A 24,380-nucleotide genomic window follows, 5' to 3' on the forward strand; every position below is an offset into this window, starting at 1 on the left:
AGCAAGGCAGCCGGAAACACTGATCAAGGGATCAGGATAGGAGGCTTGTCAGCGCCCCGGATACGCGCGCAAAAAAGCGTGCCGGCAGACGCTTGTGGTCCTGCAGCACGACGATTTTTTGCTCTCGACATCCGAACTTGGATTCCATGAGGCCGTACATATCAATTTTTTGACACTTCGGCAATCGGTGGAAGCAGCCTCAACGCTGCTCGGCGCGCCGCAACCGCCGCTCGATCCCCCGCAAGCCCAGCGACAGGCCAATGGTCAGGACGAGATAGACATAGGCAACGATCGAATAGGTCTCGAAGAAGCGAAAGGAACCGGAGGCGTAGACCTTGCCCATCTGGGTGATGTCGGCGACGCCGAGCACCGAGACCAGCGAGGAGTCCTTGACCATGGCGACGAAGTCGTTGCCGAGCGGCGGCAGGATCACGCGGATCGCCTGCGGGAAGATCACCAGGCGAAACCGCTGGTAGCGCGTCAGGCCCAGCGCCTTGGCTGCCTCGACCTGACCCTTGTCGACCGAGAGGATGCCGGCCCGAAAGACTTCGGCGATGAAGGCGGAATAGCCGATCATCAGCGCCATGATCGCCCGCCACATCAGCGAGATGTCGCGCACCACCACCGGCTCCATCCAGCCGGCCGATATCAGCGGCGCGGTGATGAAGTTGGCGACCGTGACGAGCGTCGGCGCGCCGACGAAGGCGATGTAGAACAACAGGACGAGGATCGGCACGCCGCGGATGACCTCGGTGTAGAAGCGTGCGATCTGGCGAAGTGCCGCGTGCTCCGACAGCGCCATCAGCGCAATGCCGAGACCGAGCGTCGTCGCCAGCACGAAGCCCATCAGGGTCACGAAAATGGTGACGCCAATGCCCTTGAGGACGACGTTGAAGACTTCGGTGTAGATGTCATTGGTGACGATAACAGCGGCGAGCGCCACGGCAATCACCAGAAGGGCGACCAGCCACCAGGGATAGTCGCCCTTTCCGGACTTATCAGTCGATTGTGGGGAGGCCATGGCCTGCGATCAGCCGCCCATCTTGTAGTCGAGGAACCACTTCTTATCCAAGGCGTCGAAGGTTCCATCTTCCTTCAGCGCCTTGATCGCGGCGTTCACCGGGCCGACCAGGTCCGAACCCTTGGGATAGATGAAGCCGAAATCCTCGGTGCCGAGCGGGCCGCCGACGACCTTCAGCTTGCCTTCGGACGAATCGACATACCCCTTGGCGGCAACGCTGTCGGTCAGGACGACGTCGACGTCGCCGGCCTTGAGCGCCTGCACGGTGGCACCGAAGGTTTCGAACAGCTTGATGCGCGGGTTCTGCTCGTTGCCATCGAGCATTTCGTAGACGGCGGTGTAGAACGGCGAGGTGCCCGGCTGTGCGCCGACCAGACCGTCGGCGAAGGCGCCGAAGCTCTTGCCGTCGTTGAAGCGGTTCTCGTCGCCGCGCACCAGCATGAACTGCTGCGAGCGCATGTACGGATCGGAGAAGTCGACCTTCTCCTTGCGGTCGTCCTTGATGGTAATGCCGGTCATGCCGATCTGGTACTGGCCGTCGTGAACAGCCTGGATCATCGCGTCCCAGCTGGTGTTCTGGTACTCGACCTTGAAGTTCAGACGCTTGGCGATCTCGTTCATCGCATCATATTCCCAGCCGATCGCCTCACCGGTCTTCGGATCGACGAACTGCAGCGGCGGGTAGGCATTTTCCGTGACGACGACAACCGTCTTGCCACCGAGATCCGGCAGGTCGCTGGCGAAAGCCGGTGCAGAAAAAGCAAATGGAACGGCAAGTGCGGCTGCGATGCCCGCAAGCACATGGCGACGGATTGTCATTGGAAGAGCTCCCGAAAAGTGTGGCAGCGAAAAATGTCACGGATTGCTAAGAAAAGACAAGCGCATAGTACCAAAAAAGAAAGGCGGCCCGAGGCCGCCTTCCCTACAATCCCAAAGGATTGAAATCTTATTCCGCTGCGGCTTCAGCTGCCTTGGCTTCGGCGGCTTCTGCTGCTGCCTTGGCTTCTGCGGCTTCGGCTGCTGCCTTTTCGGCTGCAAGAGCCTGAGCTGCTGCGATCTTTTCAGCTTCGATCCGTGCCTTTTCCTCGACAACGGCCTGGCGCTCGGCGTCGTTCAGCTTGCGGGCGCGCGTACCGGTGTTTTCAACGATACGAGCCGACTTGCCGCGACGATCGCGCAGGTAGTAGAGCTTGGCGCGACGGACCTTACCGCGGCGAACCACTTCAACGCTCTCGACGAGCGGCGAGTAAACCGGGAATACGCGCTCAACGCCTTCGCCGTAGGAGATCTTGCGAACGGTGAAGCTTTCGTTGATGCCGCCGCCCGAACGAGCGATGCAAACGCCTTCATAGGCCTGAACGCGGGTACGCGTGCCTTCGACAACGCGGACGTTGACGCGCAGCGTGTCGCCTGCGGAGAAATCGGGGAGCGTGCGCTTGGCGGCAATCTTGGCGGCCTGTTCGGCTTCCAGCTGCTGGATGATGTTCATCGGGTTAACCTTTCAAGTTCTTCTGAAACAGCCAGAGCGCTCTCGATCGACCTGTCGGACGTACCTTCAGATGTTGCCGGACCCCGGCAGGAGCGGATTCACCATTCTTTGTTGGTGGTCGACGGGCAAACAACCCGAACCGGGGCGGCACTTACACGAAGAAAACCCGCTTGTCATCCCCGCAAGCCATATTTTCCGGGCCATGGAGGCGTTCGGCGCGAATTCTATCAGAGATTTCGAAATAACGCGCATTGAAATGCATTCAATCGCGGGCTTGCGGCTGCAAAGCCCGCGGGCTATGCCGAGCTGGGGGCGATGGGGGAGACCATGCATTTCTTCGAAGTACTTCTGCTTTTCGTCGCCGGTTTCCTGTCGGGCGTGGTCAATGCGATTGCCGGTGGCGGAACCTTCCTCACCTTCGGCGCCATGACCCTTGGCGGGTTGCCGCCGATTGTCGCCAATGCCACGTCGTCGATCATCCAGCTTCCCGGCTATATCACCTCGACCCTTGCCTATGCCAAGGAGATCCGCGCGGACCGCCGCCAGGCGATCCTTCTTGGCGTCATTTCGGCGGTCGGCGGACTTGCCGGCGCGGTGTTGCTGATCTCCCTGTCGAACGCCTCGTTTCGTGCGCTCGTCCCCTGGCTGCTGATCGCCGCGACGGCGATCTTCGCCGCCGGGCCGCTCCTGAAGCCCAAGGCCCGCATCGACGAGCATGCGATCAGCCCGGCCGGTGTCGTCAGCCAGTTCGCAACCTCGATCTATGGCGGCTTCTTCGGCGCCGGCATGGGCATCATGATGCTGGCGGTGTTGGGACTTGCCACCGGTGGCGGCTATCACCGCCTGAATGCGCTGAAGAACTTCATCTCGATCGTCATCGCCACCATCGCCATCGTGGTCTTCGCCGCCGGCGGGGTCGTGTCGTGGCTGCATGCGGCGATCATGGTTCCCGGTGCCGCCCTCGGCGGTTATCTCGGCGTCTGGGCGGCACGGCGCGTGCCGCAGGCGGTGATCCGCGCCTTGGTCGTCGCGGTCGGCTTGCTGCTCGCCGCCTATTACTTCTTCACGGGTTGAGGAAGCAGGTCCGGCCGACGCGCCTCGGTCAGCCGACGGGCTTCCGCCTCGCGCCACTTGGCGATGGCGCCGTGATTGCCCGAGGTCAGCACGGCCGGGATCTCCCTGCCCTCGAAGACCTGCGGACGGGTATAGTGCGGATGCTCCAGCAACCCGCCTTCGAAGCTTTCGTGAACGCCCGACAGCTCGTTGCCCATCACCCCGGGCAGGATGCGCACGACGGCATCGAGCAGCGTCAGCGCTGCCGGCTCGCCGCCCGAGAGGATATAGTCGCCGATCGACACTTCCTCGAGCGCGCGCCCGTCGATGACGCGCTGGTCGACACCTTCGAACCGCCCGCAGACGATGACCACGCCGGGACCGTCGGCAAGTTCGCGCACGCGCTTCTGCGTCAAGGGCCTACCGCGCGGGCTCATCAGCAGCCGCGGGCGATGATCGTCCTGCGACACCGCGTCGATCGCACGGGCGAGGACGTCGGGCCTCAGCACCATGCCGGCGCCGCCGCCGGCCGGCGTATCGTCGACGGTCCGGTGCTTGTCCTCCGCAAAGTCACGGATCTGCACGGCATCGATCGACCATTGGCCGCGCTCCAGCGCCCGGCCGGAGAGCGAGGCGCCGAGATGGCCGGGAAACATTTCGGGATAGAGCGTGAGAACCGTTGCGCGGAAGGACATTGCCTTGGCGCTCACTTGCGCTTGGCCGAAAACGGGCTGCCGGGCTCGTCCTTGTCGTCGATGAGGCCGGCGGCCAGCGGATCGACCAGCAGCTTGCCGCCTTCCAAATCGATCTCCAGAACGGACCATTCAGTAAAGGGAATGAGCACGGGGCGCTTGCCCGGCCCCTTGAGCTCCAGCAGGTCGCCCGCGCCGAAATCGAACACGCCCGTCACGGTGCCGTAGCTCTTGCCGCTGCCGTCGATGGCCTCGAGGCCCTCGAGGTCGGCATAGAAGAATTCGTCTTCGTCGAGATCGTCGTCGGGCAGATTGTCGCGATCGACGAACAGTTCGAGGCCATTCAGCGCCTCGGCGGCCGTGCGGTCGTTGACGCCGCGAAAGCGGACGACGACCACGTTCTTGGCCTCGCGGATTTCCAGCACCTCGAACACGCGCCCATCGGCGCTATGGAGATGGCCATAATCGCCGAGTGCCGTCGGGTCGTCGGTGAAAGACTTGACCCTGACCTCGCCGCGCAAACCTTGCGCCGCGCCGACAGTCGCCATCAGAACCGGGTTTTCGAGTTTGCTCATCATCCGTATCCGTTTGGGGATTTCAGGGTGCACATAACGGAAAACGGGCGGCATGGAAATGCCGCCCGTCTCCTTCATCCGTTTGCCGGATATTATTCCGCGGCACCTTCGGCAGCGGCAGCAGCGGCGTCTTCGGCCTTCTGCTTGGCTTCAGCAGCGCGCTCCTGAGCCTTCTTGCCCGGCAGACCCTTGTTCGGGTTGCTGCGAGCCGGACGCTGAGCGATACCGGCCTGGTCGAGGAAGCGCATGACGCGGTCGGTCGGCTGGGCGCCCTGGGCGATCCAGTGGCTGATGCGCTCGGCGTTCAGCTCGACGCGCTTTTCGTCGTCCTTGCCGAGCATCGGGTTCCAGGAACCGATCTTCTCGAGGAAGCGGCCGTCACGCGGGCTGCGGGCGTCGGCAACGACGATCTGGTAGTAAGGACGCTTCTTGGAACCGCCACGGGCGAGACGAATTTTCAGTGCCATTTGAGTAACTCCTTGCAGGCTTTCTTGACCGCTTCGTTCAAGCGGAATGGGTGGTGCCGACGGTGCCCGCGGAATGCGTGCGATCGGCGGCGATGGCTTCATGATGCCGGATGACTTCCTTGATGATGAAGTTCAGGAACTTCTCGGCGAAATCCGGATCCAGATTGGCATCCTTCGCCAGGTGGCGAAGACGTTCGATCTGGTATTCTTCGCGCGCCGCATCGGCCGGCGGCAGATTGTGCTTGGCCTTGAGAACGCCGACCGCCTGGGTGCAGCGGAACCGTTCGGCCAGCATGTGGACGAGCGCGGCATCGATGTTGTCGATCGACTGCCGGTAACCCGCCAATTCCTTTTTGATTTCGGGATCAATCATCTCTCACCGATCCTCACTTCTTCTTGGGTAGGCCCGGAAGGCCGGGGAAACCGCCAAGGCCCGGAAGCTTGGCGCCGCCGAGACCGGGCAGGCCGCCGCCGCCAAGGCCCGGCATGCCGCCGGGCTTGAGGCCGGCTGCTTCCGCCTGCTTCTGCAACGCTTCGAGCTGCTTGGGGTCGAGGCTCGACAGATCGGGCATGCCGCCGCCACCAAGGCCGCCGAGGCCCATCTTGCTGGCAAGGCCGCCCATCATCTGCTTCATCATGCCGCCTTTGCCCTTGCCGCCCATCATCTTCATCATGTCCGCCATCTGGCGGTGCATCTTCAGAAGCTTGTTGATGTCGGCAGCATCGGTGCCGGAACCGGCGGCGATGCGCTTCTTGCGGGAATGCTTCAGCATGTCCGGGTTGGCGCGCTCGGCCCTGGTCATCGAGGAGATGATGGCGATCTGGCGTCCGAACAGCTTGTCGTCGAGACCGGCCGAGGCCATCTTGTCCTTCATGCCGGCCATGCCGGGCATCAGGCCCATGATACCGCCCATGCCGCCCATCTTCTGCATCTGACGCAATTGGTCGGCGAGGTCGTTCAGGTCGAACTTGCCCTTGGCCATCTTGGCGGCCATTGCGGCCGCCTTTTCGGCGTCGATGTTCTCGGCAGCCTTTTCGACCAGCGAGATGATGTCGCCCATGCCGAGGATACGGTCGGCAACGCGGCGCGGATGGAACTCTTCGAGTTCGCCCATCTTTTCGCCGACGCCGATGAGCTTGATCGGCTTGCCGGTAACGGCGCGCATCGAAAGTGCTGCACCGCCGCGGCCGTCGCCGTCCATACGGGTGAGCACGAGGCCGGTGATGCCGACGCGTTCGTCGAAGTTGCGGGCGAGGTTGACGGCATCCTGACCGGTCAGCGCATCGGCGACCAGCAGGATCTCATGCGGATTGGACTTCCGCTTGATTTCCGCCATCTCGATCATCAGCGGCTCGTCGATATGCGTACGGCCGGCGGTGTCGAGGATGACGATGTCGTGGCCGCCGAGCTTGGCGGCCTGCACGGCGCGCGCGGCGATATCGGTCGGCGACTGGCCGGCGATGATTGGCAGCGTATCGACGCCGGCCTGAACGCCGAGCTGGCGAAGCTGCTCCTGGGCGGCCGGACGACGGGTGTCGAGCGAAGCCATCAGGACCTTCTTTTTGTCCCGCGTCTTCATCCGGCTGGCGATCTTGCCGGTGGTCGTCGTCTTGCCCGAGCCCTGCAGACCGACCATCATGATGACGACCGGTGCCGGCGCATTGAGGTCGATAGTGACGCCCTCGGAGCCCAGCATCTCGACCAGCTCGTCATGGACGAGCTTGACGACCATCTGCCCGGGCTTGATCGATTTCAGGATCTCGGCGCCAACGGCCTTCTCGCGAACCTTTTCAGTAAAGGAGCGCACGACGTCGAGGGCGACATCGGCTTCGAGCAACGCACGGCGAACCTCGCGAAGCGCCGCGGAAACATCTGCTTCCGACAATGCGCCGCGGCCGGTCAGTCCATTCAATATGGAACCAAGGCGGTCCTGGAGGCTCTCGAACATTCTCACTTCCTTCTGGTTTCCGGTGGCATGGAGACTAGCCGGAAACGTGGGTTCCTTCGCCTGAAAAACAAGGCGCAAAGCCAAAAACCACCCGAGGGCGCAACGCGCTGTCGGATGTTGACCTCCGGGCTCTCTTTATACCTTTACGGGGCCTGGTCGGTGGCTTCGAAGTCATCAACTTGCGAAGGAATTTGCCGCGATAAACAGGAAAGCGGCCGAAAAGTCAAGAACGGCCGGCAAATCCGGCAGCAGGGATTTCAGGCACGGACTGCGCCGCGACGCTCACAGCACCAATCCCGGCGGTCAAGAGCCTTCCTTGTCATCCGCTGCGCCAAGTTCACGTGCCAGCTCATCGAACGCCGTCGCGACGCGGGTCATGACCCTGAGTGCCGCAACCACTTCGGTCTGGTTGATATCGCCCAGAACCGCGTGCAGCAATTCGAGTTCGCGCCGGTGGATGGCCTCGAACAGGTCGCGACCGACAACGCTCGGCGCACAGAAATAGGCGCGTCGATGTTCCGGGTTGGGTTGCTTTTCCAGAAGTCCCTTTTCCAGCAGTCCGACGACGACGCGCAGCACGAACTGCCGTTTCATCGACAACCGCCGCGCCGCCTCCGGCACTGTCAATGGCTCCACGCAGAGAAGCTCGAGCACCGCCCTTTCGGCGACGGATATGCCCGAACCTTCCAGCATGTGCTCGATCGAACGATGCACATTGAGATGGATCGGCCGGACCAGTTTGATGGCCTTGTACAGACGTTCCTGTTTGTCGAAGCGAACCAGCATGAGGCACGATAGCAATCAAGTTGCTATTTTCAAGAATTTCTTAAACCTTGTCCCCTCACCCTGTCACGACGCATCGCAAGCGCCTATCTTTTTCAGACACCGCCACCAAACAATCGCCGGAAAGCGACGATGCCGAAGGTCAATCCTTATTATCGGGGGCCCGCCTCCGACCACTTCGACGGAACGCGGTTCTTCAACCCCAATGGCCGGCAGCCGCGGGGCATGGGCGACCTTCTGCGCTGGCAGCTCGGTCGAGGCAAGGTGAGGTGGCCGACGCATTATCCAAGCCCGTTTCAGCAGGCAAAGCCGGATCTGAGCATCGAGGCCGACCGCCTGCGGGTGACGATGATCGGCCACGCGAGCCTTTTGATCCAGGTGCATGGCTTCAACATACTGACCGACCCGGTCTGGGCACACAGGGTGAGCCCGTTTTCCTTCGTCGGCCCAGCACGGCGCAATGCGCCAGGCATCGAGATGGACGATCTGCCGCCGATCGACCTCGTGCTCGTCACCCACAACCACTACGACCATCTCGATCTCGATACGCTGGCAGCCCTCAACGAAGAGCACAGTCCGCTGATCGTCACGCCGCTCGGCAACGACACAATCATCCGCCGCGCCGTGCCGGACGCGACCATATCCGTTCTCGACTGGGGCGACCGGCTGGACCTTGAAGACGAACTGGTGATCCATGCCGAGCCCTGCCATCACTGGTCGGCGCGCGGCTCCGGCGATCGCCGCATGGCGCTCTGGGCGGCCTTCGTCATCGAAACCCCTGTTGGCAAGATTTACCACGTCGGCGACACCGGCTTTCACGGCGGCATCAACTATCGCGCCGCCCGCGAAAAACATGGCGGCTTCCGCCTCGCCAACCTGCCCTTCGGCGCCTACGAGCCGCGCTGGTTCATGCAGGATCATCACCAGAACCCGGAAGAGGCGGTGCAGGGCATGATCGACTGCGCCGCCGACCACGTGGCTGGGCACCACTGGGGAACCTTCCGCTTGACCGATGAAGGCGTCGATGCACCGGTCAAGGCGCTCGAACAGGCGCTTGACGAGGCCGAGATTGCCCGCACGCGCTTCAGGGCCATGCGCCCGGGCGAAATCTTCGATGTGCCGCCTTCGTCGTCGACGCGCCAATGAAGCCGGCACTGGGAAGCCGGCACTGGTAATTTCCGGGCTTTTCCGCCATATACAGCCCAAATGAAGGGTGCCTCCGCTTGGCGAGGCTGGTTTGGACAATCGCGACATGGTCGACAACGTGCAATTTGCCAGAATGAACGGGCTTGGAAACAAGATCCTGGTCGTCGACATGCGCGGCCGCCGCGACCGCGTGACGCCGCAGGCTGCCATATCGCTCAACGCCGATCCGGCCACCGCCTTCGACCAGATCATGGCGATCCACGATCCGAAGGCCGCCGGCACCGACGCGTGGATCGATATCGTCAATTCCGACGGCTCGATGGCCCAGGCCTGCGGTAACGGCACGCGCTGCGTCGTCCAGGCGCTTGCCGCCGAAACCGGTAAGAAGGCCTTTCTCTTCCATACGGTTGCTGGCCTGCTCGAAGCCAAGGAGCACGACGACGGCACGATCTCCGTCGACATGGGAAGCCCGCGCTTCGGCTGGGACGAAATCCCGCTGTCGGAAGAGTTTCACGACACGCGCCGGATCGAGCTGCAGATCGGCCCGATCGACAATCCCGTGCTGCATTCGCCGTCGGTTGCCTCGATGGGCAATCCGCACGCGATCTTCTGGGTCGACAACGACGTCTGGTCCTATGACCTCGAACGCTTCGGGCCGCTGCTCGAAAACCACCCGATGTTCCCGGAGCGGGCCAACATCTCGATTGCGCGCGTGCTTTCGCGAAATGAACTGGACCTCAGAACCTGGGAACGCGGGGCCGGCCTGACGCTTGCCTGCGGTTCTGCTGCCTGTGCTGCGGCCGTCAGCGCCGCCCGGACCGACCGCACCGACCGCAGGGTGATCGTCAACGTGCCCGGTGGCCCACTGTCGATCGAGTGGCGTGAAGCGGACGACCATGTCGTCATGACCGGCCCGGCCGAATGGGAATGGTCGGGAACCGTCGACCCTGCGACCGGCGCCTGGCAGCGCGATGAAACCCAACCGGGAACCGCCGAGGCCCGGGCGCTTTGAGCGGCGTCGAGGTCATAACCTTCGGCTGCCGTCTCAATACCTACGAATCCGAAGTGATGCGGGCGGAAGCCGAAAAGGCGGGGTTGAACAACGCCATCCTCGTCAACACCTGTGCGGTGACCGGCGAGGCCGTGCGCCAGGCGCGCCAGGCGATCCGCCGCGCCCGCCGCGACAACCCGCATGCCCGCATCATTGTCACCGGCTGCGCCGCCCAGACGGAGAAGGAAACCTTCGCCGGTATGGCCGAGGTCGACGCCGTGCTCGGCAACGAGGAGAAGCTGAAAAGCGCCTCCTACCGATCGCTGCCCGATTTCGGCGTCTCGGCGGAAGAAAAGCTGCGCGTCAACGACATCATGAGCGTGCGGGCCACAGCACCACAGATGGTCAAGCATATCGACGGTCACGTACGCGCCTTCATCCAGGTGCAGAACGGCTGCGATCACCGCTGTACCTTCTGCATCATCCCTTATGGACGCGGCAATTCCCGCTCGGTACCGATGGGTGCGGTGGTCGACCAGGCACGCAGGCTCGTCGAGGGCGGCTACAGCGAGATCGTGCTCACCGGCGTCGATGCGACGAGCTACGGCGCCGATCTGCCGGGAACCCCGACGCTGGGACTGTTGGCAAAGACGCTTCTCAAACAGGTGCCGGATATCCGCCGCCTGCGCCTTTCCTCGATCGACGGCATCGAGGCCGACGGCCATCTGTTCGATTTGATTGCCGACGAAGCGCGCTTCATGCCGCATCTGCATCTGTCGCTGCAGCATGGCGACGACATGATCCTGAAGCGCATGAAACGTCGCCATTCGAGCGCCGACGCCCTCGCCTTCACGGACAAGGTCCGGCGCTTGCGCCCCGATATCAGTCTCGGCGCCGACATGATCGCCGGCTTCCCGACGGAAACCGAAGAGATGTTTGAAAATGCCGTGCGGCTTGCCAAGGATTGCGGCATCGCCCATCTGCACGTCTTTCCCTATAGCCCCCGTCCCGGCACGCCGGCAGCGCGTATGCCGCAGCTTGACCGGGCGCTGGTCAAGGATCGCGCCGCCCGCCTTCGCGCGACGGGCGCGGCCCTTTATGCCCGCCATCTCGAAGGCATGGTCGGCAGCGCGCAGACGCTGCTGGTCGAAAACAACGGCCTCGCTCACACCGAAAACTTCACGCTCGTCGACGCCGCCGGCCTCAAACCCCGTGCGCTTGTGCCGGTCACGATCACCGGCCACAATGGCAAGCATCTGACGATGCAGGTAAAACAGATGGCTGCGGCCTGACTCATGCGGAATCCCTGAATGGCAATCGGTTTCATCAAGAAGATCTTCTCCTTCGGCAAGGGCACTGTCGAGGAAACCAAGCCGCAGGATGCCGCGCCGGAAGCGGACGTCGCAGCAGCGGTACCGGCCGAAGTGCCGCCGGCGCCGGAGCCCGTTATCCCCGAGGCGATCGCCCCGGTCGACGTAGAAATCGACGAGCCCGTTGCCGAGCAGTCCGCGGCCGAAGAAGCCTCTGAAGAACTGCTTGAGCCGCTGTCTGATATCGAAGCCCTGCCGCTTGCCGTCGAGGACCCGATCCTGCCGGCCGAGATCGAGACCGCGGGCGGACCGGCATCGGACGAGGCGCGCAACGACGAGAATACCTCTGTCAGCGAAGACGCGGTCGTGCCCGTGGATGCAGCGGCAGAACAGGGAGAACTGTCGCCCACAACGCAAGAGGCGCTTGAGGCCTACGCCGCGCTTCAGGAAACAGCACCGGAAGAGCCGCCTGTCGAGCCAGAGGATCTGGCCGAGCAGGAGGAAATCGCAGCCGTCGAAGATCAGCCGATCGGCGACGATGCGAGCGATGAACTGGCTGCAGATGCGGCACCTGTCGAGGATGTCGTCGAACAAGACGACAGTGTTTTCGAGGCGCCAGTTTCAGAGGCAGCGGTCCCCGAGGAGCCGGTCCTCGGAACGCCGCTGCCCGAAGCACCTGCCCCCGAAGCTGTTATTGCCGCCAGCCTGCCGAAGGGTTTTGCCAGCGCTGCCGAGCGCGCGCAGGAAGAGCCCGTTGCCGCGCCACAGCCCAAGCTTACCTGGTATCAGCGCCTGCGCCGCGGGCTTGCCCGCACCTCGTCGCAACTGACCGGCCAGATCGCCAGCCTCTTTACCAAGCGCAAGCTCGACGAGGCGACGCTGCAGGACCTGGAGGATCTGCTGATCCAGGCCGATCTCGGCGTCGAGACTGCCATGCGCATCACCGATACGCTCGCCTCCGAGCGCTACGGCAAGGACGTGTCCGGCGAGGACGTGTCGCGGATCATGGCCGGCGAAATCACCAAGGTGCTTTCGCCCGTCGCCAAGCCGCTGGAACTCGACCTCAGCCACAAGCCGCATGTCATCCTGGTCGTCGGCGTCAACGGCACGGGCAAGACCACGACGATCGGCAAGCTCGCGGCCAAGTTGTCGGGCGCCGGCCTCAAGGTGATGCTCGCCGCCGGCGACACCTTCCGCGCCGCCGCCATCGAGCAGCTGAAGATCTGGGCCGATCGCACCAAGTCCGACATCGTTTCATCGAAGCTCGGCGCCGATGCCGCCGGCCTTGCTTATGAGGCCTTCCAGCAGGCGCGCGAAAAGAAGGCCGACGTGCTGATCATCGACACCGCGGGTCGGCTGCAGAACAAGGCCGAGCTGATGGCCGAACTGGAAAAGATCGTGCGCGTGCTCGGCAAGCTCGACCCGGACGCACCGCACACGGTGCTGCAGACGCTTGACGCCACCACCGGCCAGAACGCGCTGCAGCAGGTGGAGATCTTCCGCAACGTCGCCGGCGTCAGCGGGCTGATCATGACCAAGCTCGACGGCACGGCCCGCGGCGGCATTCTCGTCGCCATCTCCGCCAAGCACAAGCTGCCGGTCTATTTCATCGGCGTCGGCGAAGGCATCGACGATCTCGAACCATTCGAGGCCAAGGATTTCGCCGAGGCGATCGCGGGCGTCGCCGCGTGACGGCGGATGTCCGCCACGTCTTGTTCGAGGCAATGCGCCATAAGAGGCAATCTTTGATCGGCAGCATGATTTGCCCGTAAATCGGTTCCGATTTACGGAAATGTCCGGTGGCGTTTGCGCAAGCCGGCTGCCTTGATATGGTTTTGCCGCAAAGCTGGTGTTATGAGCGGCAGGCACATGCAAAAACAGGATCCCGAAATGTCGACGATCGAGGCTACCAAGCCGCAGAAGGAAGTCAGCCCGCTGTTGAAGCTGGTGCTGGAGCTCGGACCCCTGATGGTCTTCTTCTTCGCCAATTCCCGCGGCGAGTGGCTGGCCGGACATTTCCCGACGCTCTCCGAACTCGGCGGCCCGATCTTCATCGCGACCGGCCTGTTCATGGCCGCCACCGCGATTGCGCTCGTGGTCTCCTGGATGCTGACGCGCACGCTGCCTATGATGCCACTGATCTCCGGCATCGTCGTCTTCGTCTTCGGCGCGCTGACCCTCTGGCTGCAGAACGATACCTTCATCAAGATGAAACCGACGATCGTCAACACGCTGTTCGGCACGATCCTGCTCGGCGGGCTTCTCTTCGGCAAGTCGTTGCTCGGCTACGTCTTCCACTCCGCCTTCAAGCTCGATGAAGACGGCTGGCGCAAGCTGACGGTGCGGTGGGGCATTTTCTTCCTGGTGCTGGCCGTACTCAACGAGGTCATCTGGCGTTCGTTCTCCACCGATTTCTGGGTGGCGTTCAAGGTCTGGGGCACGATGCCCATCACCATCCTGTTTACACTGGCGCAAATGCCGTTGATCATGAAGCATTCGCTGGATCAGGATAGCGCCAAGTGAGCACAGCCATCGACGGCAATGACAGTCAGAACCGGCGGGCGCTGCTCTGGTTCGTGGCCTGTGTCGGCGTTCTCGCGATCCAGGTCATCACCCAGCATCTGATGGGTCGCATCTGGATCTGCGACTGCGGCTACGTCAAAATCTTCGAACCCGTCGTCAAATCGAGCGGCAATTCCCAGCACATTGCTGACTGGTACACGCCGTCGCACATCATCCACGGCTTCCTGTTCTATGGCCTCGGCCACCTGCTTCTGCGCGGCAAGCCACTGACCGCCAAGCTGTTCCTGGCGATGGTCATCGAATCCGCCTGGGAGATCGCCGAAAACACCCCAATGGTGATCGACCGCTACCGCTCGGCGACGATCTCGCTCGACTATTTCGGCGACAGCATCCTCAATTCGACGATGGACACGCTGGCCATGGTCGCCGGCTTCCTGTTTGCCGCCCGCATGCCCGTCTGGCTGACCGTTTTGATCGCCATCGGCTTCGAACTCTTCACCGGCTGGCTGATCCGCGACAACCTCACCCTCAATGTGCTGATGCTGGTCTGGCCGCTGGATGCAATTCGCGAGTGGCAGGCGGCGATTTAAGGCGGCGGTTCGCTCATCCCCGCCCCCGGAAAGTTGGCTGGAGGCGAACAATCAACCTCCTTCATCCCTGTGCTTGTCACAGGGATCCAGCAGCGCCGCGTCGGCGGCGCGCGAGACTCCGCCCTGACTGCAAGGCGAACTTTCTTGGAAAATTAAGCAGCCCATGGTCATTCACGGTGCGGACGCACCGTGGCTGGATCCCTGTGACGAGCACAGGATGAGGCGCGAATCGTAGCCGTTGCACGAAACGTTACGAGGTCAATTGCGGACTTGGCCTGAACCGCTCAAGAACCAGCGGCAGCCTTCTCGATCGCCGGCATCAGCCCTTCCTTCACGCTCTTCTCGTCGAACGGACCGACGCGCTTGTAAAGGATCGTGCCGTCGGCGCCGACGAGATAGGATTCGGGAATACCGTAGACGCCCCAGTCGATCGCCGCCTTGCCGCGCGGATCAACACCGACGGCTGCAAAGGGATTGCCGAGTTCGCCCAGGAACCGGAGGGCGTTTTCGTTCTGGTCCTTGTAGTTGATGCCGACGACCGTCAGACGCTCGTCCTTCGACAGTTCGAGAATGAACGGATGCTCCTGCCGGCACGGCACACACCAGGAAGCCCAGACATTGACCAGCGTCAGCTTGCCCTTGATGGCAGCGTCGGTCAGCGCCGGCATCGGCTGGCCGTCCCGGGTCGCGCCTTCGAGCGGCGACATGTCGAGCATCGGCGCCTTGGTGCCGATCAGCGCCGAGGGGATTTCGCTGACATCCTTGCCGGAATTGAGCTGGCTCCAGAAGATGGCGGCAAGCGCCGCGAAGATCGCCAGCGGCAGCAGCGCAAGGCCGACACGCAGGGCTCCGGGCTTGCGCTCCTCGCTACCGGGTGCGGGGCTGCTTGTCATCGCGGCTCTCCGGTTGCTGCTTCCGCCGAACGCCGGCGTACCCCTGCCGCTTCGAGTTCGCGCAGCTCACGCTGGCGCGCGCGCCCGTCGGCGATCACCCAGAGACAGAGGCCGACGACGGTCAGCGTCGCGATCCCGTAGCTGGCAAAAACATAGGCAGCGTGGCTCATCATTTGGATCAGACCTCCCGGCCGGCACTTCGGGCCGCCAGACGGCGAAGCGACGTCACACGCCGGCGCCAGATCTCGTTGCGCATGGCGGCGATGTGCAGCGTGAAGAACAGAAGCGTGAAGGCGATGGCCATGACGACGAGCGGGCGGAGAAACTCCGGGTCGATCGTCGGGCCATCAAGCCTGAGTACGCTCGCCGGCTGATGCAGCGTGTTCCACCATTCGACCGAAAACTTGATGATCGGAATGTTGACGAAGCCGACCAGCACCAGCACGGCCGAGACGCGCGACGAACGCGCCGGGTCGTCGATGGCGCGGTTGAGCGCCATCAGCCCGAGATACATCAGAAACAGCACGAAGACCGACGTCAGTCGTGCATCCCAAACCCACCAGGCGCCCCACATCGGTTTGCCCCACAGCGAGCCGGTGACGAGCGCCAGGAAGGTGAAACAGGCGCCGATCGGCGCTGCGGCCCGCGACGACACGTCGGCCAGCGGATGCCGCCAGACGAGCGTGCCAATGGCAGCGAGCGCCATCACCGAGTAACACATCATCGACAGCCAGGCGGCCGGCACATGCACATACATGATGCGCACCGTCTCGCCTTGCTGATAGTCGCCTTCCGTCGTGAACGACAGCCAGAGGCCGAGGACGAAGAAAAGCGCCGTCAGCGCCGCAAACCACGGCAGGACGCGATCGGCCAGCGCCAGAAACCGCGTCGGGTTGGCGAGATCGCTGAATTTGCGGATAGCAAGGCTGTTTTCGCTCATGATGGCTCTTTAACGCCTAAGGCCCTTTGCTGCAATTGATCCCCGTCAATCACGAGATCACGATGGTTCTTCTGTCGCATCAACCCAACGATCATAAACGTCATCGATTTTAACAGGTTAGAGCGGGAGACAGACGGAAAACCGCAAACAGTTTATCGGTTTCCCGCACCATCCGCGTCAGTCGGACGCATGGCGAAGCGCCGCGGCGGCGGCAACCGGCCCGATGACGGCAAAAAACAGGGTGATTGCCATCAATATCATCAAGGGCGGCAGAAACGGGGCCGGGTCCTCGATCGCCGCATAGACGGCGCTGACGCCGAAGATCAGCACCGGAATGGCAAGCGGCAGCACCAGGATCGACACCAGCAGACCACCGCGCGGCAGCGACACGGCAACGGCCGCACCGACGGCACCGATGAAGGTGATCGCCGGCGTTCCGACAAGCAGCGTCAGCATGGTGGCGCCGATTGCAAGCTCGTCCATGTTCATGAACAGGCCGAGCAGCGGTGCAGCGATCACCAGCGGCAGGCCGGTGGCGGCCCAGTGGGCCGCGCATTTGACGAACACGGTGGCGAGCAGCGGCGTTTCCTGCATCAGCATCAGATCGAGCGACCCGTCTTCGCGCTCCGCCTGGAACAGCCGGTCGAGACCGAGCAGCGACGCGAGCAGCGCCCCGATCCACAGGATGGCAGGCCCGATCCGCGCGAGAAGATTAAGGTCAGGGCCGACACCGAAGGGGATGACGGCGACGACCGTCATGAAGAACAAAACGCCGATCATCGCGCCGCCGCCGGCGCGGATGGAAAGCTTGAGGTCGCGGAGGAAGAGCGCGATCACCTGCACGCCCCTTTCATCTCTTTGCCCGCGATCGCCAGATTACGCGTCATGCCACATGCCTCCGCCGACGCCGGCAAAGCCGGTCATCCGCAATTCCCCAGTGCGCTCGAGCCCGAGCGGCTGATGCGTGGCCGCAACGACGATGCCGCCCTGATCCAGATGCGCGTTGACCAATCCGGCAAAAAGCCTGTCGGCACCGGCGTCGAGCGCCGCCGTCGGCTCGTCGAGGATCCAGATCGGACGGTGGGCGACAAGCAGCTTGGCCATCGCCATGCGCCTCTGCTGGCCGGCCGAAAGATAGCCGAAGGGTAGGTGCGCGATCCCAGGAAGGCCGACGGCTTCCACCGCTTCGACCAGGTCCCTGCCCGAGCCACCGGGCGAATCACCCATGAAGTTTTTCCAGAAGGAAAGATTTTCCGCGACGGTCAGCTCGCGTTTCATCGCATTTCGGTGGCCGAGATAGTGGCTGAGCTCTGACGGATGGCGCATTTCAGGAGGGCCATTCTCAAGTTTGAGACTGCCCTTTTCAGCCATGAGAAGACCGGCCAGAACACGCAGCAAAGTCGATTTTCCCGACCCGTTCGGACCCGTCACCACAAGGGCTTCGCCGGCACTAAGAGCAAAGGAAATATCGTTAAAAATCAGATCCTCGCCTCGCCTCGCACTCAGACCTTCAGCCAGCAGGCGCATGAATTTTCAGTTTCCCTTTACACTCTTTGCCGCAGGGCAAAAAAAAGTCCCGATTGGACCTTGGTTGGTCTGGCACGATTTGGAGAAATTATCTATAAGGCGGCCAACACGCCAGCGGTCGGCGTGAATTTCATCCTAGCGCCGAACATGGAATGAATTTCCACGTACGGACAGCGGAAATGGCCGCACCCGCATCCCAATTCGCGCTTCATTGCGCTCGGGCGTTCGTACGTCAGTTTTTGGCGATCAGACGGAACGGGGTATTATCCAGTGTCCAAGTCCCTAGACAGTTTCAATTGTCGCTCCACGCTCACCGTCAACGGTGTCGACTACGTCTATTACAGCCTGCCCAAGGCTGAGGCGAACGGTCTTGCCGGCGTTTCGAAGCTCCCCTACTCGATGAAGGTGCTGCTCGAAAACCTGCTGCGCAACGAAGACGGCCGCTCCGTCACCAAGAAGGACATCGAGAACGTCGCAGCCTGGCTGAACGACAAGGGCACCGCCGAAAACGAAATCGCCTACCGCCCGGCCCGCGTTCTGATGCAGGACTTCACCGGCGTTCCCGCCGTTGTCGACCTCGCTGCCATGCGCGACGCCATGGTGTCGCTTGGTGGCGATCCGGAAAAGATCAACCCGCTGGTGCCCGTCGACCTCGTCATCGACCACTCGGTTATCGTCGACGAATTCGGCACTCCGAACGCCTTTGCCCGCAACGTCGAGCTGGAATACCAGCGCAACGGCGAGCGTTACCGCTTCCTGAAGTGGGGCCAGCAGGCGTTCAAGAACTTCCGCGTCGTGCCGCCCGGCACCGGTATCTGTCACCAGGTCAATCTGGAATATCTGGGCCAGACTGTCTGGACCCGTGAAGAAGACGGCGAAATCACGGCCTACCCGGACACCTGCGTCGGCACCGACAGCCACACGACGATGATCAACGGCCTCGGCGTTCTCGGCTGGGGCGTCGGCGGCATCGAGGCTGAAGCCGCGATGCTCGGCCAGCCGGTCTCCATGCTGCTGCCCGAGGTCATCGGCTTCAAGCTCACGGGCAAGCTCAAGGAAGGCGTGACGGCGACCGACCTCGTGCTGATGGTCGTGCAGATGCTGCGCAAGAAGGGTGTTGTTTCGAAGTTCGTCGAATTCTTCGGCCCCGGCCTCGACAACATGACGCTCGCCGACCGCGCCACCATCGGCAACATGGGTCCGGAATACGGCGCCACCTGCGGCTTCTTCCCGGTCGACAGCGAAACCATCAACTACCTCACCATGTCCGGCCGCGAAGAACAGCGCATTTCGCTGGTCGAAGCCTACTCCAAGGCTCAAGGGATGTGGCGCGATGGTGACGGCTCCGAGCTGGTGTTCACCGACACGCTCGAACTCGACCTCGGCGACGTTGTTCCGGCCATGGCCGGTCCGAAGCGTCCGGAAGGCCGCATCCCGCTGGAAAGCATTGCATCCGGTTTCGCAACCGCCCTCGAAGGCGACTACAAGAAGCCGGGCCAGCTTTCGAACCGCTACGCTGTCGAAGGCACCGTCTTCGATCTCGGCCATGGCGACGTTGCCATCGCTGCGATCACGTCGTGCACCAACACGTCCAACCCGTCGGTTCTGATCGCCGCCGGCCTTCTCGCCCGCAACGCCGTTGCCAAGGGCCTGAAGTCCAAGCCGTGGGTCAAGACCTCGCTTGCACCGGGATCGCAGGTCGTCGGCGAATACCTCGCCAAGTCGGGCCTGCAGAAGGACCTCGACGCGCTTGGCTTCAACCTCGTCGGCTTCGGCTGCACCACCTGCATCGGCAACTCCGGTCCGCTGCCGGCCCCGATCTCCAAGACGATCAACGACAAGGGCCTGATTGCCGCCGGCGTTCTCTCCGGCAACCGCAACTTCGAAGGCCGTATTTCGCCGGACGTTCAGGCCAACTACCTCGCCTCGCCGCCGCTCGTCGTCGCCTATGCACTCGCCGGAACGGTTCAGAAGGACCTGACCAACGAGCCGCTCGGCGAAGATCGGGACGGCAACCCGGTCTTCCTCAAGGACATCTGGCCGACCTCCAAGGAAATCCAGGAGTTCATCTTCAAGTACGTGACCCGCGAACTCTACGCGACCAAGTACGCCGACGTGTTCAAGGGCGACGAAAACTGGCAGGCCGTTCAGGTTCCTCCGGGCCAGACCTACGCCTGGGACGATGGTTCGACCTACGTGCAGAACCCGCCCTACTTCGTTGGCATGGGCAAGTCCGGCTTGGGCATCTCCGATATCAAGGGTGCTCGCGTTCTCGGCCTGTTCGGCGACAAGATCACCACCGACCACATCTCGCCGGCCGGTTCGATCAAGGCGGCTTCGCCGGCCGGTTCGTACCTCATCGACCATGGCGTCGGCGTCGCCGACTTCAACCAGTACGGTACGCGTCGCGGCAACCATGAGGTGATGATGCGCGGCACCTTTGCCAACATCCGCATCCGCAACCACATGCTCGGCCCGAACGGCAAGGAAGGTGGCTACACCATCCACTATCCGTCGAAGGAAGAGATGTCGATCTACGATGCGGCCATGCAGTACAAGGAAGAGGGCGTTCCGCTCGTCATCTTCGCCGGCGTCGAATACGGCAATGGCTCGTCGCGCGACTGGGCTGCAAAGGGCACCAACCTGCTCGGCGTCAAGGCCGTGATCGCCCAGTCCTTCGAGCGTATCCACCGCTCGAACCTGGTCGGCATGGGCGTCATCCCGTTCGTCTTCGAACAGGGAACGACTTGGGAATCGCTGGCCTTGAAGGGCGACGAGATCGTCACGATCGACAATCTCGCCAACGTTCAGCCGCGCGAAAAGCGCGTCGCCAAGATCACCTATGGCGACGGCAGCGTGAAGGACGTTCCGCTCGTTTGCCGCATCGATACGCTCGATGAAGTCACCTACGTCAACAATGGCGGCATCCTGCAGACGGTTCTGCGCGACCTCGCCGCCTGATCGCTCTGGTTGCTTGAAACATTGAAAGGCCGGGATACCGCAAGGTGTCCCGGCCTTTTCACGTTTCCTATAGGTTGCCTGCCCATATCCTCACTCCAACGTGACTTCCCGTTGAAGCATCGGCGTCGTATGTAATGGACTTCCCCGTGAAGTAGGCCTGTCGGCCGCCAATGAAGTGACGCCATGACATTCGCAGACAGATATTTCCTTCGCCCCGTTGCAATGGCTTTCGGGCTTTTTGCTGCAGCGTCGGTTCCGGCTATGGCTGAGGATGGCAAGGTTATCAAAGGCGTCGTCGAACTCTTCACCAGCCAGGGCTGTTCCTCCTGCCCTCCAGCCGATGCCGCCTTGAAGAAGCTGGTCGATGACGGCGACGTGGTGGCGCTGTCCTATCACGTCGACTACTGGAACTATCTCGGTTGGAAAGACACGCTCGCCTCGACAGAGAACACAGACCGGCAATATGCCTATGCCCGCATGCTGGGTCGAAATGGCGTCTACACACCGCAGGCGATCCTCAACGGTCGCGACCACGTCAACGGCGCCAATCTGCAGGCGATCAAATCCCGGCTCGACGCCATGAAGACCGCCGGCAAGGGGCTTGCCGTTCCGGTTGACGCGAAGATCAACGGCGAGGAGATTTCGATCAAGGTCGGCGCGGGTGACGGCAAGGCAAATGTCGTCGTCGTCTATTTCGACCGGGCGAAGATCGTCAATGTCGAGAAAGGCGAAAACAGCGGCAAGAAGATCGCCTACTGGCACGCAGTGCGCGATATCCAGACCATTGGCATGTGGGATGGCAAGCCTGCGACCTTCACCCTGCCTGCAACCGTCCTGACGGAGCAGCGTGGCAAAAGCGGCTGCGCGGTGCTGTTGCAGTCGATGAAGGATGCTGAAACCCCGGGCGCGATCATCGGCGCGACTGCCGTGCTCGCCGGCCCGCAGGGCAAACTGTGAGCGGCTGCAGGACGCTTTAAGTCGGAATCGATTTAGGGAAAATAGGCGGCATGCCTGAACCATTACAGCGTCCTTTGCGCGTCATACTTGACGCGCGGCGCTGTAAGGGGTGGTTCGGCCCGGCAGCATCGAGGGGCTGGGGCTGAGGGTTCGAAGTTACCGGACCGAACCGGCCATGACTGCGTTCTTTGAAGGTCACGCAGCATGACGATCTGACCGGACATACGGTGGCAACGACTCTGTCCGTCAGCGCCCGCGAGTTTTGCGGTGAATTGGGGCGGCGATTTGACTGAAATGGGGCAGAGGCAAGAAATGCCATCTGCACCCAGCGGCTCCGGCCGGTTCCGGCTTGCTTTTCGGCTCGTGTCAGGCAAACTGTTATCGTTCTGTCACAACAGAAGGCCGGATTGCCGATGACCGATGAGCCGGATTTGCCGCGAGGCGAGGCGCGACATCAGCGCCAGACCACTTCTGAAGTGGTCGTCGATCTCTCGGAATACAAGAACGCCCGGAATGCTCCTCCCATCACCTTTCACCGCCGAGAACTCGACCAGATCCTGTGGGTCTACGGCCGCATGGTCGGCGAAGGCGAATGGCGCGACTACGCCATTGACCACCTGAAGGACCGCGCCGTCTTCTCCGTTTTCAAGCGCGCGGGCGAGATGCCTCTCTTCCGCATCGAAAAAAACCCGAAGCTGGCGGCCAAGCAAGGTGCCTTTAGCGTGCTCAACGTCCACGGCACGATTCTGAAGCGCGGGCACGAGCTCGGACAGGTCCTGAAGGTTTTCGACAAGGCGCTCAAGCTGGTCGAAACCTGAGACGCCACATCGGAACGATCGGAGAGTCAGGCCCACATGCCGGCTCTGGCTTCGCTGACATCTGCCCTCAGGCTTGATAAAGCGTATCCGGGTAGACGCCCTCGGGCGGATCGCTCGTCGCTCGATCGCCCAGCGCAAGCTGCATGATCGCGGTATCGAGCCACCGTCCATGCTTGAAGCCGGTCGCCTTCATCAGCCCATGATGTTCGAAACCCAATGATTGATGGACCGCGATCGATGCGGGATGGGCACCGCCGATGACCGCCACCATCTGGCGAAATCCAAGCGCCGTGCAGCGGCGAACAAGCTCGGCGAGCAGCATCCTTCCTGCCCCCTTCCCCCGTGCCGAAGGCGCCAGGTAGATCGAATCCTCGACCAGGAAGCGATAGGCCGTCCGCGTGCGGAAGGCCGAGGCATAGGCGTAGCCGATGATCATGCCCGCCGCGTCGATCGCGACGATGTAGGGATAACCATGGCCGACGATGGTGGAGAAGCGCGCTGCCATTTCCGCCTGCGACGGAGGCGCGACCTCATAGGTCGCCACGCCGTTCAGAACGGATTCGCGATAGATCTCGGCAATGGTGGGCAGATCGGAGACGGTGGCGTCGCGCAGGGTCAGGGACATGGAAGGATCTTGACGGTTGGATTTTTTCATTCAGTCACATGGATCGCACCCGTGGATCAAGCCCTTTTCCGGGCAACAAAAAAGGCGGCCGAAGCCGCCTTTTCCGTCAATCTCTTCAGGCTTAGTTGTTCCGGTTGCCCATGAACTGCAGCATGAACATGAACAGGTTGATGAAGTCGAGGTAGAGCGTCAGCGCGCCCATGATCGCCTTGCGGCCAGCAACGGTGCTGTCGTCGGCATCGTAGTACATTTCCTTGATCTTCTGCGTGTCGTAGGCGGTGAGGCCTGCGAAGATCAGCACGCCGATCACGGAGATTGCGAAGCCGAGTGCCGAAGAGCCGAGGAAGATGTTGACGATCGACGCGATGATGACGCCGAACAGACCCATGATCAGGAACGAGCCCATGCCGGACAGGTCCTTCTTCGTGGTGTAGCCGTAGAGCGACAGTGCACCAAACGAGGCGGCGGTCACGAAGAACGTCTGCACGATGCTCTGGCCGGTAAAGACCATGAAGATCGACGACAGCGAAACGCCCATCAGGGCCGCATAGACCCAGAACGTCATCTGCGCGGCAGAAACGCTCATGCTATTGATGCGGAAGCTCATGAAGAACACGAGACCCAGCGGAGCGAGCATGACGACCCATCTCAGGGGCGACGCATAGAGAAGTTGGGCGAATGCCGGATTGGAGACGGCAAGCGCGAATGTTCCGTAAGCTGCCAGGCCGGTGATCGCCAGGCCGAGGGCCATCAAGTTGTAGACCTTCAGCATGTAGGTGCGAAGGCCTTCGTCGATCACGGCACCCGCCTGAGCGCCGGCGGGCGACATTCGGGTTTGGTAGTTTCTCAGATCAGCCATTGTTTCCTCATTTAAGCCCCGGTTGAACTTACGGTGTCGGGCGGATGACCTGACCGATCGGCCATCATCCCATGCCCAGGCGCCGCTGCGGGGCTCCAGCATGCCTGTGGATAAATATGATGCCGAAAGCCCTTGCGTACAAGACCTTCAGACCCGTGATTCGGCACAGCCTGGGCGTTTATGGCCTTGTATGACAGGGATTTACGGTTAA

26 protein-coding genes are annotated in these 24,380 nt (G+C 62.2%); 10 read left to right on the top strand and 16 right to left on the bottom strand.

The window, feature by feature from the left end; genetic code table 11:
* Window positions 1-199 precede the first annotated feature (199 nt).
* The 3 genes from J3R84_RS17040 to rplS all read right to left on the bottom strand — a co-directional run bounded on the left by J3R84_RS17040 (window position 200) and on the right by rplS (window position 2,510).
* Complete coding sequence (locus tag J3R84_RS17040) at window positions 200-1,021, bottom strand: amino acid ABC transporter permease (protein ID WP_025425168.1); 822 nt, start codon at window positions 1,019-1,021, stop codon at window positions 200-202.
* A gap of 9 nt (window positions 1,022-1,030) precedes the next feature.
* Window positions 1,031-1,840, bottom strand: a complete 810-nt coding sequence (locus tag J3R84_RS17045) for a transporter substrate-binding domain-containing protein (RefSeq protein ID WP_025425169.1) — start codon at window positions 1,838-1,840, stop codon at window positions 1,031-1,033.
* A gap of 127 nt (window positions 1,841-1,967) precedes the next feature.
* Window positions 1,968-2,510, bottom strand: a complete 543-nt coding sequence (gene rplS, locus J3R84_RS17050) for a 50S ribosomal protein L19 (RefSeq protein ID WP_025425170.1) — start codon at window positions 2,508-2,510, stop codon at window positions 1,968-1,970.
* Between the two features lie 327 nt (window positions 2,511-2,837).
* Between rplS and J3R84_RS17055 the strand changes: the two genes are divergently transcribed.
* Window positions 2,838-3,584 carry a sulfite exporter TauE/SafE family protein gene (locus J3R84_RS17055; protein ID WP_025425171.1) on the top strand — a complete coding sequence of 249 codons (747 nt, stop codon included), beginning with the start codon at window positions 2,838-2,840 and terminating at the stop codon, window positions 3,582-3,584.
* On the opposite strand, the gene trmD is transcribed toward J3R84_RS17055, so the two are convergent.
* From trmD to J3R84_RS17085, 6 genes are all read right to left on the bottom strand, one after another.
* On the bottom strand, window positions 3,566-4,258 hold the full coding sequence (trmD, locus tag J3R84_RS17060; protein ID WP_025425172.1) for a tRNA (guanosine(37)-N1)-methyltransferase TrmD: 693 nt from the start codon (window positions 4,256-4,258) through the stop codon (window positions 3,566-3,568). The genes J3R84_RS17055 and trmD overlap by 19 nt on opposite strands.
* 11 nt (window positions 4,259-4,269) lie before the next feature.
* Window positions 4,270-4,830 carry a ribosome maturation factor RimM gene (gene rimM / locus J3R84_RS17065; protein WP_025425173.1) on the bottom strand — a complete coding sequence of 187 codons (561 nt, stop codon included), beginning with the start codon at window positions 4,828-4,830 and terminating at the stop codon, window positions 4,270-4,272.
* Between the two features lie 92 nt (window positions 4,831-4,922).
* Window positions 4,923-5,297 (bottom strand): 30S ribosomal protein S16, encoded by a 375-nt coding sequence (gene rpsP / locus J3R84_RS17070; protein WP_025425174.1) that lies wholly within the window; start codon window positions 5,295-5,297, stop codon window positions 4,923-4,925.
* A gap of 37 nt (window positions 5,298-5,334) precedes the next feature.
* Complete coding sequence (locus tag J3R84_RS17075) at window positions 5,335-5,670, bottom strand: chorismate mutase (protein ID WP_025425175.1); 336 nt, start codon at window positions 5,668-5,670, stop codon at window positions 5,335-5,337.
* Between the two features lie 13 nt (window positions 5,671-5,683).
* Window positions 5,684-7,246, bottom strand: a complete 1,563-nt coding sequence (gene ffh / locus J3R84_RS17080) for a signal recognition particle protein (RefSeq protein WP_025425176.1) — start codon at window positions 7,244-7,246, stop codon at window positions 5,684-5,686.
* Window positions 7,247-7,549: 303 nt separating this feature from the next.
* On the bottom strand, window positions 7,550-8,032 hold the full coding sequence (locus tag J3R84_RS17085; protein ID WP_025425177.1) for a MarR family winged helix-turn-helix transcriptional regulator: 483 nt from the start codon (window positions 8,030-8,032) through the stop codon (window positions 7,550-7,552).
* A gap of 129 nt (window positions 8,033-8,161) precedes the next feature.
* On the opposite strand from J3R84_RS17085, the gene J3R84_RS17090 reads away from it, so the two are divergent.
* From J3R84_RS17090 to J3R84_RS17115, 6 genes are all read left to right on the top strand, one after another.
* Window positions 8,162-9,175 carry an MBL fold metallo-hydrolase gene (locus J3R84_RS17090; RefSeq protein ID WP_025425178.1) on the top strand — a complete coding sequence of 338 codons (1,014 nt, stop codon included), beginning with the start codon at window positions 8,162-8,164 and terminating at the stop codon, window positions 9,173-9,175.
* A 106-nt stretch (window positions 9,176-9,281) separates the two neighbouring features.
* Window positions 9,282-10,187 carry a diaminopimelate epimerase gene (gene dapF / locus J3R84_RS17095; protein WP_171520372.1) on the top strand — a complete coding sequence of 302 codons (906 nt, stop codon included), beginning with the start codon at window positions 9,282-9,284 and terminating at the stop codon, window positions 10,185-10,187.
* Complete coding sequence (gene mtaB / locus J3R84_RS17100; protein WP_025425180.1) at window positions 10,184-11,458, top strand: tRNA (N(6)-L-threonylcarbamoyladenosine(37)-C(2))-methylthiotransferase MtaB; 1,275 nt, start codon at window positions 10,184-10,186, stop codon at window positions 11,456-11,458. The genes dapF and mtaB overlap by 4 nt, the downstream gene beginning before the upstream one ends.
* A gap of 18 nt (window positions 11,459-11,476) precedes the next feature.
* Window positions 11,477-13,168 (top strand): signal recognition particle-docking protein FtsY, encoded by a 1,692-nt coding sequence (gene ftsY / locus J3R84_RS17105; protein WP_025425181.1) that lies wholly within the window; start codon window positions 11,477-11,479, stop codon window positions 13,166-13,168.
* A gap of 198 nt (window positions 13,169-13,366) precedes the next feature.
* Window positions 13,367-13,999 carry a septation protein A gene (locus J3R84_RS17110; protein ID WP_025425182.1) on the top strand — a complete coding sequence of 211 codons (633 nt, stop codon included), beginning with the start codon at window positions 13,367-13,369 and terminating at the stop codon, window positions 13,997-13,999.
* Complete coding sequence (locus J3R84_RS17115; RefSeq protein WP_025425183.1) at window positions 13,996-14,589, top strand: DUF2585 domain-containing protein; 594 nt, start codon at window positions 13,996-13,998, stop codon at window positions 14,587-14,589. Before J3R84_RS17110 ends, J3R84_RS17115 begins: the two co-directional genes overlap by 4 nt.
* A 284-nt stretch (window positions 14,590-14,873) precedes the next feature.
* On the opposite strand, the gene J3R84_RS17120 is transcribed toward J3R84_RS17115, so the two are convergent.
* From J3R84_RS17120 to ccmA, 5 genes are all read right to left on the bottom strand, one after another.
* Window positions 14,874-15,482, bottom strand: a complete 609-nt coding sequence (locus J3R84_RS17120; RefSeq protein WP_025425184.1) for a DsbE family thiol:disulfide interchange protein — start codon at window positions 15,480-15,482, stop codon at window positions 14,874-14,876.
* On the bottom strand, window positions 15,479-15,655 hold the full coding sequence (ccmD, locus tag J3R84_RS17125) for a heme exporter protein CcmD (protein WP_171520373.1): 177 nt from the start codon (window positions 15,653-15,655) through the stop codon (window positions 15,479-15,481). The genes J3R84_RS17120 and ccmD overlap by 4 nt, the downstream gene beginning before the upstream one ends.
* Window positions 15,656-15,660: 5 nt before the next feature.
* Window positions 15,661-16,422: a heme ABC transporter permease gene (locus J3R84_RS17130; protein ID WP_025425185.1), complete on the bottom strand. Its 762-nt coding sequence runs from the start codon at window positions 16,420-16,422 to the stop codon at window positions 15,661-15,663.
* Window positions 16,423-16,599: 177 nt separating this feature from the next.
* Entirely contained in the window at window positions 16,600-17,259 is a 660-nt protein-coding gene (gene ccmB / locus J3R84_RS17135) for a heme exporter protein CcmB (RefSeq protein ID WP_025425186.1), read from the bottom strand.
* A 39-nt stretch (window positions 17,260-17,298) separates the two neighbouring features.
* Window positions 17,299-17,949, bottom strand: coding sequence for a heme ABC exporter ATP-binding protein CcmA (gene ccmA, locus J3R84_RS17140; RefSeq protein ID WP_025425187.1), 651 nt, complete (start codon window positions 17,947-17,949; stop codon window positions 17,299-17,301).
* A 270-nt stretch (window positions 17,950-18,219) separates the two neighbouring features.
* Here ccmA and acnA point away from each other — a divergent pair, with 270 nt between their 5' ends.
* The 3 genes from acnA to J3R84_RS17155 all read left to right on the top strand — a co-directional run bounded on the left by acnA (window position 18,220) and on the right by J3R84_RS17155 (window position 22,685).
* The gene (acnA, locus tag J3R84_RS17145) at window positions 18,220-20,910 is read left to right on the top strand and encodes an aconitate hydratase AcnA (RefSeq protein ID WP_203528734.1); all 2,691 of its coding nucleotides are present in this window, start codon (window positions 18,220-18,222) and stop codon (window positions 20,908-20,910) included.
* Window positions 20,911-21,093: 183 nt separating this feature from the next.
* On the top strand, window positions 21,094-21,867 hold the full coding sequence (locus J3R84_RS17150) for a DUF1223 domain-containing protein (RefSeq protein ID WP_025425189.1): 774 nt from the start codon (window positions 21,094-21,096) through the stop codon (window positions 21,865-21,867).
* A gap of 413 nt (window positions 21,868-22,280) precedes the next feature.
* The gene (locus J3R84_RS17155; RefSeq protein ID WP_038576579.1) at window positions 22,281-22,685 is read left to right on the top strand and encodes a DUF2794 domain-containing protein; all 405 of its coding nucleotides are present in this window, start codon (window positions 22,281-22,283) and stop codon (window positions 22,683-22,685) included.
* Between the two features lie 67 nt (window positions 22,686-22,752).
* Here J3R84_RS17155 and J3R84_RS17160 read toward each other — a convergent pair whose 3' ends face one another.
* Entirely contained in the window at window positions 22,753-23,310 is a 558-nt protein-coding gene (locus tag J3R84_RS17160) for a GNAT family N-acetyltransferase (protein ID WP_025425191.1), read from the bottom strand.
* Window positions 23,311-23,431: 121 nt separating this feature from the next.
* Window positions 23,432-24,169, bottom strand: a complete 738-nt coding sequence (locus tag J3R84_RS17165) for a Bax inhibitor-1/YccA family protein (RefSeq protein WP_025425192.1) — start codon at window positions 24,167-24,169, stop codon at window positions 23,432-23,434.
* Window positions 24,170-24,380: the final 211 nt, after the last annotated feature.

It is taken from the genome of Ensifer canadensis (assembly GCF_017488845.2).
GTDB lineage: Bacteria > Pseudomonadota > Alphaproteobacteria > Rhizobiales > Rhizobiaceae > Ensifer > Ensifer canadensis.